The 13,865-nt window shown below is 73.6% G+C and carries 15 protein-coding genes and 1 pseudogene; 6 read left to right on the forward strand and 10 right to left on the reverse strand.

The window, feature by feature from the left end; all coding sequences use genetic code 11:
* Window positions 1-75: 75 nt before the first annotated feature.
* The 5 genes and pseudogenes from IN07_RS04280 to IN07_RS04300 all read right to left on the reverse strand — a co-directional run.
* Window positions 76-531 (reverse strand): annotated as a pseudogene (locus IN07_RS04280) (GNAT family N-acetyltransferase); the annotation flags it as partial.
* A gap of 21 nt (window positions 532-552) precedes the next feature.
* Complete coding sequence (locus tag IN07_RS04285) at window positions 553-1,281, reverse strand: alpha/beta hydrolase (RefSeq protein WP_052090766.1); 729 nt, start codon at window positions 1,279-1,281, stop codon at window positions 553-555.
* Between the two features lie 4 nt (window positions 1,282-1,285).
* Window positions 1,286-1,489, reverse strand: a complete 204-nt coding sequence (locus IN07_RS04290; protein ID WP_036333953.1) for a hypothetical protein — start codon at window positions 1,487-1,489, stop codon at window positions 1,286-1,288.
* Window positions 1,490-1,618: 129 nt separating this feature from the next.
* The gene (locus IN07_RS04295; RefSeq protein ID WP_036333905.1) at window positions 1,619-2,641 is read right to left on the reverse strand and encodes an NADP-dependent oxidoreductase; all 1,023 of its coding nucleotides are present in this window, start codon (window positions 2,639-2,641) and stop codon (window positions 1,619-1,621) included.
* Window positions 2,638-3,405, reverse strand: a complete 768-nt coding sequence (locus IN07_RS04300; protein ID WP_036333906.1) for an SDR family NAD(P)-dependent oxidoreductase — start codon at window positions 3,403-3,405, stop codon at window positions 2,638-2,640. Before IN07_RS04300 ends, IN07_RS04295 begins: the two co-directional genes overlap by 4 nt.
* Window positions 3,406-3,502: 97 nt before the next feature.
* Between IN07_RS04300 and msrA the strand changes: the two genes are divergently transcribed.
* From msrA to IN07_RS04315, 3 genes are all read left to right on the forward strand, one after another.
* Window positions 3,503-4,156: a peptide-methionine (S)-S-oxide reductase MsrA gene (msrA, locus tag IN07_RS04305; RefSeq protein WP_036333907.1), complete on the forward strand. Its 654-nt coding sequence runs from the start codon at window positions 3,503-3,505 to the stop codon at window positions 4,154-4,156.
* An 83-nt stretch (window positions 4,157-4,239) separates the two neighbouring features.
* On the forward strand, window positions 4,240-5,154 hold the full coding sequence (locus IN07_RS04310) for a haloalkane dehalogenase (RefSeq protein WP_036333908.1): 915 nt from the start codon (window positions 4,240-4,242) through the stop codon (window positions 5,152-5,154).
* A gap of 118 nt (window positions 5,155-5,272) precedes the next feature.
* Window positions 5,273-6,394, forward strand: coding sequence for a class I SAM-dependent methyltransferase (locus IN07_RS04315; RefSeq protein WP_036333954.1), 1,122 nt, complete (start codon window positions 5,273-5,275; stop codon window positions 6,392-6,394).
* An 89-nt stretch (window positions 6,395-6,483) separates the two neighbouring features.
* On the opposite strand, the gene IN07_RS04320 is transcribed toward IN07_RS04315, so the two are convergent.
* A complete protein-coding gene (locus IN07_RS04320) occupies window positions 6,484-6,975 on the reverse strand; it encodes a phosphoribosyltransferase (RefSeq protein ID WP_036333909.1) in 492 nt (163 codons plus the stop codon).
* A gap of 191 nt (window positions 6,976-7,166) precedes the next feature.
* Between IN07_RS04320 and IN07_RS04325 the strand changes: the two genes are divergently transcribed.
* Window positions 7,167-8,777 carry a methyl-accepting chemotaxis protein gene (locus IN07_RS04325; RefSeq protein ID WP_052090771.1) on the forward strand — a complete coding sequence of 537 codons (1,611 nt, stop codon included), beginning with the start codon at window positions 7,167-7,169 and terminating at the stop codon, window positions 8,775-8,777.
* Window positions 8,778-8,815: 38 nt separating this feature from the next.
* Here the strand turns inward: IN07_RS04325 and IN07_RS04330 are convergent, their stop codons facing one another.
* The 4 genes from IN07_RS04330 to uraD all read right to left on the reverse strand — a co-directional run bounded on the left by IN07_RS04330 (window position 8,816) and on the right by uraD (window position 11,448).
* A complete protein-coding gene (locus tag IN07_RS04330; protein WP_036333910.1) occupies window positions 8,816-9,550 on the reverse strand; it encodes a hypothetical protein in 735 nt (244 codons plus the stop codon).
* Window positions 9,551-9,673: 123 nt separating this feature from the next.
* The gene (pucL, locus tag IN07_RS04335) at window positions 9,674-10,573 is read right to left on the reverse strand and encodes a factor-independent urate hydroxylase (protein ID WP_036333911.1); all 900 of its coding nucleotides are present in this window, start codon (window positions 10,571-10,573) and stop codon (window positions 9,674-9,676) included.
* Window positions 10,574-10,627: 54 nt separating this feature from the next.
* Entirely contained in the window at window positions 10,628-10,948 is a 321-nt protein-coding gene (gene uraH / locus IN07_RS04340; RefSeq protein WP_036333912.1) for a hydroxyisourate hydrolase, read from the reverse strand.
* Entirely contained in the window at window positions 10,945-11,448 is a 504-nt protein-coding gene (uraD, locus tag IN07_RS04345) for a 2-oxo-4-hydroxy-4-carboxy-5-ureidoimidazoline decarboxylase (protein ID WP_036333913.1), read from the reverse strand. Before uraD ends, uraH begins: the two co-directional genes overlap by 4 nt.
* Window positions 11,449-11,468: 20 nt before the next feature.
* On the opposite strand from uraD, the gene IN07_RS04350 reads away from it, so the two are divergent.
* Entirely contained in the window at window positions 11,469-12,692 is a 1,224-nt protein-coding gene (locus IN07_RS04350; protein WP_036333914.1) for a DUF6986 family protein, read from the forward strand.
* 184 nt (window positions 12,693-12,876) lie between these two features.
* Entirely contained in the window at window positions 12,877-13,854 is a 978-nt protein-coding gene (locus IN07_RS04355; RefSeq protein ID WP_064972360.1) for a sensor histidine kinase, read from the forward strand.
* Window positions 13,855-13,865: the final 11 nt, after the last annotated feature.

Below are 13,865 nucleotides of genomic sequence, written 5' to 3' on the forward strand. Positions count from 1 at the left end.
GCACTCACCGCGGCATGATCAACGAACCGAACGTGTCCGGAAAACCGGGTCAAGCTCCCCCTGAGCATGGCGCGGTCATGTCGTTGGCCGCTCGGCGGCCAGTAGCGACCACAGGACAACATCGCCGGGTGTCCCTCGGTGCAGGTACCGGGAGCGCAGCACGCCCTCCGCGGTGAACCCGGCGCGCTCGGCGACCCGGTTCGACCCGACGTTCGCCGGGTCAGCGATGAGTTCCACCCGCCTCACGTTGAGCACGTCGAGCGCCCAGTCGCCGAGCACCCGCAGTGCCTCAGCTGTCAGGCTCTGCCCGCGCTGGTCAGCGACGGTCCAGTAACCGGCCGGGGCCACGCCATCGCGCACGCCGTGCAGACCCATGCTGCCGACCAGGCGGTCGTCGGCTTGGGCTTCCACCGCGAACAGGGCGCCGCCTGCGGCCCAGGTGCTGGTGGCGACCTCGCCGACGAACTGCTCGGCGTGCTCGGGCAGGTAGGGCACCGGTGATTCGGTCCACCGCTGCAGCTCAGCGTCTTGGCAGGCGGCGAAGCTGACGGGTCAGAGGGGGACGGCGAGGCCCTCGGGGCTCGGCTGGCGCAGGGCGTCGGCGATCGCTTCGGGCATCGGCGCCAACCCCGTCCCGGCCAGGACGACGTCTCGGGCGAAGCGGTGCCAGCGCTGCGACCGCCGCACCATGCCGTGCCCGCCGACGATGGTGAACCGGGCCACCCGGGCGTGCGCCCGCCGGGCCCGGACGGCGAACTCCGCGGACAGCCGCGGGGGCACCCAGCGGTCGCCGCGGCCGTGCAGGATCACCACCGTCTGACCGCCCAGGTGCATGACCGGCTCACCGGGCGGGGTCCACGGGGCGAGGGCGCAGACCGCGGTCACCGAGGGCTCCCCACCCGCGCGGAGCGCGGCCCGGCCGCCCATCGAGTGCCCGACCAGCACGATCGGGACGTCGGTGCCGTGCTGCTCGCGCAGCTGACCGATCGCCCAGCGGACGTCCTGGTAGGCGTCGGCCGCCTCCCCGTTCCAGCCGGCGACCCGGTAGCGGAGGACGGCGGTGGCGATGCCCTGGTCGGCGGTGCTGGCGTGCACGTACTGCTCGAAGGCCCGCATCCGCACCAGCGAGAGCGCCCGGGTCTTCGGTGGCTCGATGCTGGCGGGGGTTCCGCCGTGACAGAACAGGGCGATGCCCCGGGTCTCCCCGACCGCCGACCGCTGTTCCAGTTCGGGGGAACGGGGGTCGGGGCGATCGGCGTCGGGGGTGGAGAACTCGGTCACGTCGTCAGCGGCCGCGGCGCTTGCCGCCCAGCTTGAGGCGGGCCTTCTCACCGAGGTCGCCGGCCTTGAGCAGGCCGTTGCTGATCGTGGAGGGGCCGTTGCGCTTCCGCAGGGCCTGGCCCAGGTTGCGCAGCACCTTGGTCGCCAGCGGCGCGAGGACGGTGAGGATGACCCACATGCGGAAACGGCGGGTGAGGAAGAGCCACATGATCCGCACTCTGCCCTGATCCCGCGGTCGCCAACCGGCGGCCACCGGCTCCGCATGATCACCACGGGCTGAGGGTGGTCTCGATGGAGCGGAGACAGCCATCAGCCCGTGGTGATCACCGGGGCGGGGTCAGGAAGGGTCGGGCGCCAGCCGGACGACCATCTTCCCGGTGTTGCCCCCGCTCAGCAGTGCCCGGAACGCGTCGACGGCGGAGTCCAGCCCGTCGACCACCGTCTCCCGGGCGACGAGCGAGCCGTCCTGCAGCCAGCCCGACACCGCGCCGACGAACTCCGGCCGCAGGTCGGCGTGGCTACCCACGATGAACCCGCGCAGTGTCAGCTGCTTGCCGACGATGAACCCCAGGTTGCGCGGCCCGGGGGGCGCCGTGGTGGCGTTGTAGCCGGAGATCGACCCGCACAGCGCGGCCCGCCCGTACGTCCGGAAGGCGCCGATCGCCGCCTCCAGGTGCTCCCCGCCCACGTTGTCGAAGAAGACGTCGATCCCGTCGGGTGCGGCGGCGGTGAGCAGGTCGGCGACCTTGCCGTCGTGGTAGTCGAACGCCGCGGAGAAGCCCAGCTCCTCGCGCAGCCAGCGCACCTTCTCCGGTGTCCCGGCGCTGCCCACGACCCGCGAGGCCCCGCGCAGCCGGGCGAACTGGCCGACCAGGCTGCCCACCGCCCCGGCGGCGCCGGAGACGAAGACGGCGTCCCCCTCGCGGAAGTCGGCGAGCCGGAACAGTCCCGCGTACGCGGTGAGCCCCGGCATGCCGAGCACCCCCAGGTACAGCGACAGCGGCAGGCCGGGCAGCGGCTCGACGACCGAGACGTGCTTCGCCGGGACGACGGCGACGTCCCGCCAGCCCAGGCCGTGCAGCACCAGCGCGCCCTCGGGGACGGCGTCCGAGCGGGAGGCGACGACCTGGCCGACGGCGCCGCCCTGCATCGTCTCGCCCAGCTCCCAGCTGGCGGCGTAGGACTTCGCCGCGCTCATCCGGCCGCGCATGTACGGGTCGACCGACATCGCGATGGTCTGCACCACGACCTCGCCGTCCGCCGGGTCCGGGCGCTCCGCCGACACCAGCCGGAAGTCCTCGGCCACCGGCTCGCCGTGGGGGCGCCGGACCAGCTGCCACTCGCGCGTGGAGATGCTCATCGCGGGAAGTCCGGCTCGTTGCGGGGGATGACGAAGACCTCGGGCACGAAGCTGGTGTCGGGCATGGTGACCATGGTCAGCACCATCCGGGCCACGTCGGACGGCGGCATCATCCGGTGCGCCGGGATGCCCCAGCGCTCCATCATCGGGGTGTCCATCGCGGCCGGCACGATGCTGTGCACCCGCGCCGGGAAGGGCACCTCGGTGCCGTCCGCGCTGACCGTCCCCTTCTCCCGCAGCTCCCGCTGGATGCACCAGGTGGCGCTGCGGAAGGCGGCCTTCGAGCTGTTGTAGGCGATCGCTCCGCTGCCGGAGGTCACCGCCGACAGCGAGGTCACGTGCACCACGTCGGCGACGGTGTCGGCCGGGCGGTGCTGCACGGTCTTGAGGAACTCGCTGGTGAGGAAGACCGGGCCCTCGCAGTTCACCGCCTGGACCATCCGGTAGTCGGCGAGGTCGATGTCGGTGATGTAGCCGGGCCGGTCGATGCCCGCGACGTTGACCAGCAGGTCGAACCGGTCGCCGTGCCGCGCGAACAGGTCGGCGACCACCCGGCGGCGGGCGTCGTCGTCGGTGACGTCGAGCGCCACCACCTCGGCGTCCCGGCCGATCTGGGCGCGGGTCTTCTCCGCCCCCTCGGTGTCGACGTCGCCCAGCGCGACCGTGGCCCCGGCCTCGGCCAGGGCGACCGCGACCGCCCGGCCCAGGCCGCTGGCCGCACCGGTCACCAGGGCCACCCGGCCCGACAGCTCGTCTGTCCCCATGTGTCTGCGGTCTCCTCCACGTCGGTGGCGCTGCCTTGCGCCCCCGCCACCTTGGCGCAGGGCGGGGCGCCCTGCAGCACGGACCTACAGTCGAGGCATGTTCTTCTCCCGCGCCAAGACCCAGCCGGTCACCGCGGCGGACGCCCTGACCGGCCGTTCCGAGCCGCTGCCCGGCATCCCCGAGGTGCACGCGGTCAACGGCAACCGCATCCAGCCGCCCTTCCCCGAGGGCCTGCAGACCGCGGTCTTCGGCGCCGGCTGCTTCTGGGGGGTGGAGAAGGTCTTCTGGGAGACCCCGGGCGTGTACTCGACCGCCGCGGGTTACGCCGGCGGCCACACCCCGAACCCGACGTACGAGGAGGTGTGCTCGGCCCGCACCGGCCACACCGAGGCGGTGCTGGTCGTCTTCGACCCGGCCGTCCTCTCCTACGACCGCCTGCTCAAGGAGTTCTGGGAGGAGCACGACCCGACCCAGGGCATGCGGCAGGGCAACGACATCGGCACCCAGTACCGCTCGGCCGTCTACACCCAGGGCCCGGAGCAGGAGGCGGCCGCCAAGGTGAGCCGCGACCTGTTCCAGGAGCGGCTGACCGCGGCCGGCTACGGCGACATCACCACCGAGATCGCCCCGCTGGGCGACTTCTTCTACGCCGAGGGCTACCACCAGCAGTACCTCTACAAGGTGCCGGGCGGCTACTGCCCGGTGAACTCCACCGGCGTGAGCTGCCCGGTCGGCCTCCCGGGGGTCTGAAGAAACACCCCCTGCCCCCCACCGCTCGCAAGCTCGCGGCGGGCCCCTGCAGGGGGCCGTCCCACCAGTCGAGGAGGCCTGTGATGGACGCGCTGCGCACACCCGAGGACCGGTTCACCGACCTGCCGGAGTTCCCCTACGAGCCCCGGTACGTCGAGGTGGACGACGGGGACGGCGGCCGGCTGCGGATGGCCGTCCTGGTCGAGGGCCCGGACGACGGCGAGACGGTGCTGCTGCTGCACGGCGAGCCGTCCTGGTCGTTCCTCTACCGCCGGATGATCCCGGTGCTGACCGCGGCCAGGCTGCGCGTCGTCGTCCCGGACCCGGTCGGCTTCGGCAGGTCGGACAAGCCCACGGAGCTGACCGACTACAGCTATGCCCGGCACGTGGCATGGCTGCGGCAGGCGCTGCTGGAGGAGCTGGGGCTCACCGACCTGACCTTGGTCTGCCAGGACTGGGGCGGGCTGCTCGGCCTGCGCCTCGTGGCCGAGCACCCCGAGCGGTTCACCCGGGTCGTCGTCGCCAACACCGGCCTGCCCACCGGTGACCACCCGATGAGCGAGGCGTTCCTGGCGTGGCAGCGTGCGGCGGCCGGCATGACGGACATGCAGGTGGGCCGGATCATCTCCAACGGCACGGCGACGGAGATGGCGTCCGAGGTGGTGGCGGCCTACGACGCCCCGTTCCCCGACAGCCGGTACAAGGCGGGCGCCCGGGTGTTCCCGTCGCTGGTGCCCACGAGCCCCGACGACCCGGCGGCCGCGGCCAACCGGGCCGCCTGGGGCGTGCTGCGCAGCTGGGAGAAGCCGTTCCTGACCGCCTTCTCCGACAGCGACCCGATCACCGGCGGCGGTGACGCGGTGTTCCAGAAGCTGGTGCCCGGGGCGCAGGGGATGCCGCACACCACGCTGGCCGGCGGCGGCCACTTCCTCCAGGAGGACGTCGGCCCGCAGCTGGCCCAGGTGACCGTCGACCTGATCGCGGCCACTCCCCGGTAGCCCGGTCACGACGCTGCGCCCCGTCGACAGTGTGGGGCAGCCCACCGAGTGCCTTGCCGGAAGAGCAGGGGCACGGGCCGGTGTCGGGGCGGTGCACGCCGCCCGGCACAGTGGGGACGTGGCCCCCGACGAACTGTTCGCCCAGCTCCGCCGCGAGCCCGACGTCGACGCGCCCGAACTGGTCGCCGTCGACGCCACCGACCGCCTGCTGCTGGACGAGGCGGCCGAGCTGATCGGGCAGCACCCGGACGGCGTGGTCGTGCTCGACGACTCGCACGGGGCGCTGACGCTCGGTGCGGTGGCGCTGCACGGCGCGACCGGCGTCCGGGTGCACCAGGACCTGCTGGTCGGCGAGCTGGCCCTGGCCGGCAACGCCGAGCGCACCGGGCACGCCGGCACCTACCGGTCGCTGCCGCTGGGGGCCGAGCTGGTGCGAGGGGCCCGGGTGGTGCTGGCGCAGGCGCCCAAGGGGCTCGACGCGCTGCGCGAGCTCGCCGAGGTGGTCGCCGCCGATGCCGACCCGGACGTCACCTTCCTGGTCGGCGGTCGGGTCAAGCACATGACCCACGCGATGAACGACGTCCTGGCCGAGAGCTTCAGCGACGTGCACGCGACCCGGGGCCGGCAGAAGTCCCGGCTGCTGGTCGCCCGGGGGCCGAAGCCGGGGACGTCGTCCTTCCCCGTCTGCCGCGAGCACCCCGACCTCGGGCTGACCGTGTGCGCCCACGGCGCGGCCTTCGCCGGCGCGAAGGTCGACCGCGGCACCCGGGCGTTGCTCCGCTCGCTCCTCGGCGCCGTGCCGGACGCCGCGACCGCGCTGGACCTGGGCTGCGGCACCGGGGTGCTGGCCGTCGGGCTGGCCATGGCCCGGCCCGGGCTGTCGGTCATCGCGTCGGACCAGTCGGCGGCGGCCTGCGCGTCGGCCGCGGCGACCGTCGCCGCGAACGGGCTGGCCGAGCGGGTCACGGTCGCCCGGGACGACGCCGCCGCCGGCGTCCCGGACGGCAGCGTGGACCTCGTCGTCTGCAACCCGCCCTTCCACCTCGGCGTCGCCGTCCACGCCGCGGCGGCCGAACGGCTGTTCGCCGCCGCAGCGCGGGTGCTGCGGCCGGGGGGCGAGCTGTGGTGCGTCTACAACAGCCACCTGCCGCACCGCGACGCGCTGCGCCGCATCGTCGGGCCGACCCGCCAGGTGACCCGCGACCCCACGTTCACGATCACGGCTTCCACGCGCCGTTAGCTCTCGTGGCTCTGCTGCAAGGGTCCCGCCGTCGGCCCCGTCCAGAGGCTCGTCCCGAGCTTGCGAGGGATGAGGAGGACGGGGTCCTTCTAGTGTCCGGCGCCGCCGCGGGAGACGACCGGCGGGAGGGTCGACCACGGGAAGTCGATCCAGGCGTCGGTCCGCTTCCACGCGTAGTCGCAGGTCACCAGCGACCGGGGCTTCTCGTAGACGACGGCGGTGCGCACCTCGGTGACGTGGCCGGCGCAGAACTCCTTGACCAGCTCGAGGGTCTTGCCGGTGTCGGCGACGTCGTCGGCGACCAGCACGTTCGTGCCGGTCAGGTCGACGACGTCGAGCGTCGGCGGCAGCACCACCGGCAGCTCGAGCCGCTCGTCGACGCCGGTGTAGAACTCGACGTTCATCACGAAGAGGTTCTTCACGTCCAGCGCGTAGCCCAGCGCGCCGCCCAGGAAGAGCCCGCCGCGGGCGATGGACAGGATCAGGTCGGGTTCGAACCCGCTGTCGGCGACCTGCTGGGCCAGCTCCCGGGCCGCCCGGCCGAAGTCCTCGTAGGTCAGGGTCTCCCGCTCGTCGCTCACGCACGGATCCTGGCAGGTCCGGGGCCGATCGGCCGACGGGGCGGTGAACGTGTGATGCACAAGACGGGCGTGCACGGCTCATCTCTGGTGTGTTGCGGTTCGGATGTGCTAACCAGTCTCGACTGGAGACCGTCCGGTCTCGGTCGACAACGCAGGTACGGCAACTGCGCCGTCGACGACGGGAGCACGGCATGGGCACACGACTGCGGGACGTCCTCACCGGCGGGGGGTTGCGCCGGATCCGGATCAGCACCCGTCTCCTGGCGCTGGTGCTGGTGGCCGTGGTCGGCATGGGCACCATCGCCGTCATCGGGGCGCTCCAGGTGCGCCAGACCATCGAGGCGGAGCAGCGCAACAAGGCGCAGTCCGCGGTCGAGGCGGTGCTCGGCGTCGTCGCCTTCTACGGCGAGCAGGAGTCCAGCGGGGCGCTGACCCGTGAGCAGGCGCAGGCCCAGGCCAAGAGCGCACTCAGTGGGCTCCGGTACTCCGGTGAGGAGTACTTCTGGATCAACGACATGGACCCGGCGATGGTCATGCACCCGATCAAGCCCGAGCTGGACGGCACCGACCTCGGCGCCAACACCGACCCCACCGGCAAGGCGCTGTTCGTGGAGATGGTGCAGGTCGTCGAGCGCGACGGCAGCGGCTTCGTCGAGTACATGTGGCCCAAGCCCGGCGAGGAGGAGCCGCAGGCGAAGATCTCCTTCGTCGCGGGCTACGAGCCCTGGGGCTGGGTCGTCGGTTCGGGGATCTACGTCGCCGACCTGAACGGCGCCTTCCTCGACGTCCTGGGCACCATGCTCCTGTGGGCGGCGCCTGTGGTCCTGGTGATCGCGCTCGTCTCGCTGCTGGTGTCGCGCAGCGTCACTCGGCCGCTGCGCCGGATGACCGACGTCCTCGCGGCCGGGGAGCTGCGGGAGCGGCTGGACGTCGGCGCCGGGCGGAACGAGCTGGACCAGCTCGCCGGTGCGCTCAACGACACCCTCGACCGGGTGTCCGACGTGGTCGACGAGGTGGCGGAGGCATCCCGGCTGCTGGACGGGGCGGCCAAGTCGCTGTCGGCCACAGGGGTGACGATCGCCGGTGCGGCTGGGCGGTCCACTGGGCAGGCCGACACCGTGACCGCGGCGGCGAAGGAGGTCAGCAGCTCCATCGACGCCGTCGCCACGGGGGCGGAGGAGATGGGTGCCTCGATCCGGGAGATCGCGCACAACGCCGCCGAGGCCGCGCGGGTGGCCGGGAGCGCGGTGACCGCGGCCGAGAGCGCGAACCAGACGGTGGCCCGGCTGGGTGAGTCCTCGGTCGAGATCGGCAACGTGGTCAAGGTGATCACCTCGATCGCGGAGCAGACGAACTTGCTGGCGCTGAACGCCACGATCGAGGCCGCGCGGGCCGGTGAGGCCGGCAAGGGCTTCGCGGTGGTGGCCAACGAGGTGAAGGAACTGGCGCAGGAGACGGCGAAGGCGACCGAGGACATCGCCCGGCGGGTGGAGGCCATCCAGGCCGACACCGACAGCGCCGTCGGCGCCATCGGTGGGGTGACCTCGGTCATCGCCCAGATCAACGACTACCAGATGACCATCGCCTCGGCGGTGGAGGAGCAGACGGCCACGACGAACGAGATGAGCCGGGCCATCGGCGAGGCCGCGCAGAGCGGGCGGTCGATCGCCGAGACGGTCGCCGAGGTCGCCCGGGCTGCCCAGGAGACCCATGCCGGCGTGGCCGAGATGCAGTCGGCCACCGGCGACCTGGTGCGGATGTCGGAGGGCCTGCAGCAGTCGGTCGACAGCTTCCAGCGCTGACCTGCCGGTGCGGGCCGGACGTGCCGGCCGCACCGGCCTCAGTGCCCGGTCTCGGCGGCCTGCGACAGGTCGGCCAGGCTGAGCCGGTCCGCCAGCACGGCCTCGGCCACCTCGTCGAGGTCCCGGCTCGATCCGTAGGCCTGGGCGCGCAGCAGGGCCAGCGCGTCGGTGCTGTCCAGCTCCAACCCGGTGCTGACGAAGCCGACCGCCTGCCAGACCAGTGCCCGGCGGCCGGCGGCGGGCGCGTCCAGCCAGGCCGGCCCGGACTCGCTGCGGGGCTCCTGGTCCATCGCGGCGGCGAAGCTGTCGCTGAGTGCGGTGGTGACCGTGAAGGCGTCGGCGAGGCTCAGGTCCCGGACGGAGCCGGGCGGCTCCACGAACAGGTCCAGTGAGCCGATGCCCCGCAGTCCGCCGGCCAGCGGCAGGGCGATGACACCGCGGATGGCGGTGCGCGCGACGAGCGCGTCGTGGAACACCGGCCAACGGGTGCGCAGCTCCTCCTCGTCGGCGAGCACGGGGTTGCCGCTGCTGTGTGCGGTCAGGCAGGGCCCTTCGCCGACGGTGAACTGCAGGCGCTCCGCGATGCCGGCCGCCTGGCCGCTGCCGCCCAGCGGCAACCGCCGGTCGGCGGAGAAGTAGACGCTGAGCCCGGCGCCGGCGACCGGCAGCACCTGAGCGCAGGCACGGGCCAGTCGCAGGGGCAACAGCTCCGGGCCGGGCAGCTCCGACTCGGCGGCGGTGACGCGGGCAGCGAACTCCTGCGTGAGGTCCATGCCTCCCTCTCCGGGAGCTGACGACCACGGTGGAAGAGGCCGGGGCTGGGCCGTGCGTCCGAGGTGTCGCTGGAGGCTGCTACCCCCAGGGGAGGGCGCCGCACACCTCCCGACGCGTCAGCATCAGCCGGGGGTGCTCAGCCAGGCTGCCGGCGCTGCCGGGACGTCGTCCCGCAGCACGGTGCCCTCGATCAGCCCGTAGGGCCGGTCGTCGGCGTGGTAGACCACCGCGCCCGGGCCGTTCAGGTCGTTGTCGAGCCCGAACGCGGAGAGGTCCTGCAGGAAGTGGTGCCTGTTCGGCATCGACATCCGCACCTCGACCACGTCGGCGTGCTGCTCGAGCACCGCCTCGCCCATCGCGTAGAGCGTCTGCTGCAGCGCCAGGGAGTGGGTGGCGGCAAAGGTCTCCAGCAACGTCGTCCGGACGGCGTCGTGGGTGGCGTTCCAGTCCACGTCCAGCCCGGTGTACCGCCACCGTGCGGTCACCGCGGTCGCCAGGATCCGGTCGGTGGTCTCCGGCAGCGTGGTGTAACGGTCCCGGGGGAAGCCCCAGAACTCCGAGCCGGTGGTCTTGAGGACGACGAGGTCACCGAGCCCGGCGAGCACGTGCACGTCCGCGCCGTCCACGGTCACCACCGCGGTGCGCACGTCGCCGCCGGTGCGGGAGAAGGCGTGGTCGTGCGGCGCCCCGCCCACGGTGATCCGGTCCCAGCCGTAGGACTCGATCGCCACCCGGGCCCCGGTGACCCACTCGTAGCTGCCGGCGAGGTGCCGGGCCAGCCGCAGGCCGAACTCCTCTGGCGAGCTGATCCCGTCGCGGGCGAAGGCGAAGACGGTGTTCTTCTGCGCGTCGGTGGTCAGCACGTGCGCGTTGTCGCCCGCGGTGTGCGCCGCCGCGAAGTCACCGCGCAGCGCAGAGCTGACGTTGAGGTCGACGAGGGAGTGCCGGGCGGTGGAGCGGTCGACCGCGACGACCCGCACCTCCGCCTTCCCGTACTGGTTGGGCCCGAGGACGATCGCCATGCGCGCACTCTCCCTCATCCGCGTTGCTGGGATGTTGCACGTGGAACCGACGGCTCAGGACCCTCGGTAGGTGGAGTAGGCGAACGGGGAGAGCAGCAGCGGCACGTGGTGGTGCTCGGTCGGCTCACGGACGGCGAAGGTCAGCACCACCTCCGGCCAGAACGTCTCCCGGCCCAGCCCGGCGGCCCACTCGCCGGTGCCGAAGACGATCCGGTGCGGGCCGGCGGCGGTGGGCTCCTCGGTGAGCCGGCAGCGGCCGTCGGCGTCGGTGACCCCGGCGGCGACGGCCTCGCCGGCGTCGTCCAGCAGCTGCACCGTCATCCCCGCCGCGGGGCGACCGGCCACGGCGTCCAGCACGTGGGTGGAGACGCTCATGCGAGCAGCCCCGCCACCCGCAGGCCGGTGATCTGGGCCAGCTGTTCGGTGGTCTCGGCGCGCTCGGTCTCCGGGTCGTTGCGCAGCCGGCGGTGCAGCTCGACGAGCATCTCCTCGGCGGACCGGCCGGCTGCGCGGATCAGGAAGACGTGGCCGAACTGCTCCTCGTAGTCGCGGTTGCCGTCGACCATCGCGGCCCGGACCGAGTCCGCGGCGGTGGTCATCCCGCTCTGCTCCTCCCGCGACGTCCGCGCCTCCGCCGAGGGGCCCTGCATCCGGTCCCCGATCCGGGCGTGCGCCGCCAGCGCGGTGCTCACCTCGGTCCAGGGCAGCGCGCGGCTGACCTCCTCGGCGCGGGAGACCAGTGCCTCGGTGGAGTCGTAGGGGCGGCCGGCGGTGACGGTCGGGGCGAAGGACGGCGCTGCGTTGCAGGCTCGCAGCAGCTCCTCGGCCCGCGCTGCCGGTTCGGCGTTGAATCTGTCCAGCGGGGAGTCGGGCACGGCTGACAGGATGCCAGCCCATGATCCCCGTGGAGCTGTACGACGAGCTCGACCGGCGGCTGGCGCCCGTGGACGCCGCGCGGCTGGCCGCCTACCCGGGGGAGTCGTCGGGCCGGCAGCCGGTGCACACCTGTTACGTGCCCGCCGACGCCGTCGTCCCCGGGCTCGTCGCGCACTGGGGCGCCGCGGCGCTGGCCGCGCTGGACGAGCACGGCCTCCCCGACCTCGGCCTGGACGCCGGCCTGGTCGAGCAGGTACTGCCCCGGGTACGGGCGAAGCTGGCCACCGAGCCGGTCGAGGACCTGCGGGTCGACGCCGAGGACGGCTACCGCGGCCCGCCCGAGGCCGAGGACGGCGACGTCACCGCGGCCGCTGCGGTGCTCGCCGCCGAGACCGGGCTGCCGCCCTTCCTCGGGGTCCGGGCCAAGTCGCTGGAGGAGCCCACCCGGCGCCGCGGGGTGCGCTCGCTGGACCTGTTCCTCACCGGCCTGGCCGCGGCCGGCCGGGACCGGGCGATCGTCACGTTGCCCAAGGTGACCGCGGTCGAGCAGGTCGCCGCGTTCCTGCCGGTGCTGGACGCACTCGAGCAGGCCAGCGGGCTGGCGCTGGACCTGGAGCTGCAGGTGGAGACACCGCAGGCGGTGCTGGGCGCCGACGGCAGGACGACGCTGGCCCGGATGCTGCACGCCGGCGCGGGCCGGGTGACGAGCCTGCACTACGGCACCTACGACTACAGCGCCGCCCTCGGCATCGCCGCGGCCCACCAGTCCTCCGACCACCCGGCCGCCGACGTCGCCAAGCAGGCCATGCAGGTGGCGGTGGCCGGCACCGGGGCCCGAGCGGTCGACGGCTCGACGAACGTGCTGCCCGTCGGCACCACCGCGGCGGTGCACGAGGCCTGGCAGCTGCACGCCGGGCTGGTCCGCCGGGCACTGGAGCGCGGCTTCTACCAGGGCTGGGACCTGCACCCGGCGCAGCTGGTCACCCGCTACGTCGCCACCTACGCGTTCTTCCGCGCCGCACTGCCGGCCGCCGCGGTGCGGCTCGCCGGGTACGTCAGCCGGGTCGAGGGCGGGGTGCTCGACGAGCCGGCCACCGCGCGGGCGCTGGCCACCGTCGTGCTCCGCGGCCTGGACTGTGGAGCCCTCGACGTCGCCGAGGTCCAGTCGGCCACCGGGCTGGACCGGACGGCGTTGGACACCCTGGCCGGTCGCCGCCGTGACGCGACACGCGCGCCGTCCTGACTCTGAGCTGACCGGCCGTCGCACTGCGTGCGACTGTGCGGCGGTTCACCCGTTCGGGGCGGTGCGGTTCCCGGAAGCGGTTGCCGAGACCTGGGGCGGGTGATCGAGAATGCCAGCAGTTCCTCAGGTCCACCGTCCGTCGAGAGGTGCCGTGTCCGTGCTCGGAGCTCGTCCCATGCGCTCGGTGCAGCGCAACGGAGACGACGCGTGCCCCACCGGGCTCGAGCACGCCGCCGTCCACACGGCGTTCGTGGTCGGCTCCGACGACGCGCTGCTCGAGGGGGCCGTCCCGTGGCTGCAGGCCGGCCTCACCGCAGGTGACGTGACGGTGCTGTCCTGCGCGGAGGAGACGGCCGGGTTGCTCCGCGCCGCTCTGGGCGCGTCGGAGACACAGCTGCCCAACGACCCACGGGTCTCGATGCGCGGCAGCCGCGGCCCGGACGCCATCGTCGCCGCCCGGCGACTGCTCGACCGGGCCGCCGCGTCGCCGTCAGGCGCACTCCGGGTCCTCGGCGGACTGGACTTCGGTCCGGAGCTGCGCGGCTGGCGCGAGGGGCAGCGCTTCGAGTCCGTGGTCAACGACCTGCTCGCCGGCGCCCCGCTGGACGTGCTGTGCGTCTACGACCAGCGGCAGCTGTCCCCCGACGTCATCGCGAGCGCCGGGCAGACCCACCCCCACCTGCTCGTCGACGGCGTCCGGGTGGCGAGCGCCGGCTACCTCCCTCCGGCCCAGTACCTGCCGGCGCTGCCGCTGCCGCGCGAGCCGATGGAGGACGGCCCGCCCCTGTTCGCCGTCGACGGCGCCCGGGCGCTGGCTCCGCTGCGACACCAGCTGGCCGCCGTGCTGGCCACCTGTGTGCCCGACCGCGAGCAGGGCACCGACCTCCACCTGGCGGTCAGCGAGATCGCGGCCAACGCGTTCCGGCACGGCACGCCGCCGGTGTCGGCCCGGGTCTGGGCCTCGGCCGACCGGGTGATCTGCACCATCACCGACCGCGGCACGGGGTTCGACGACCCGCTCGCCGGCTTCCAGCCGGCGCACGGGGACGACCTCTCCCAGGGAGGCATGGGCCTGTGGCTGGCCCGCAAGCTCTGGGACCACGTCGACCTGCTCCCCGGGCCCGACGGACTCACCGTCCGGCTGAGCTCACCGCTGCGCTGAGCTGCGGGGTC

This window comes from Modestobacter caceresii (assembly GCF_000761485.1).
Taxonomy (GTDB): Bacteria; Actinomycetota; Actinomycetes; order Mycobacteriales; family Geodermatophilaceae; genus Modestobacter; species Modestobacter caceresii.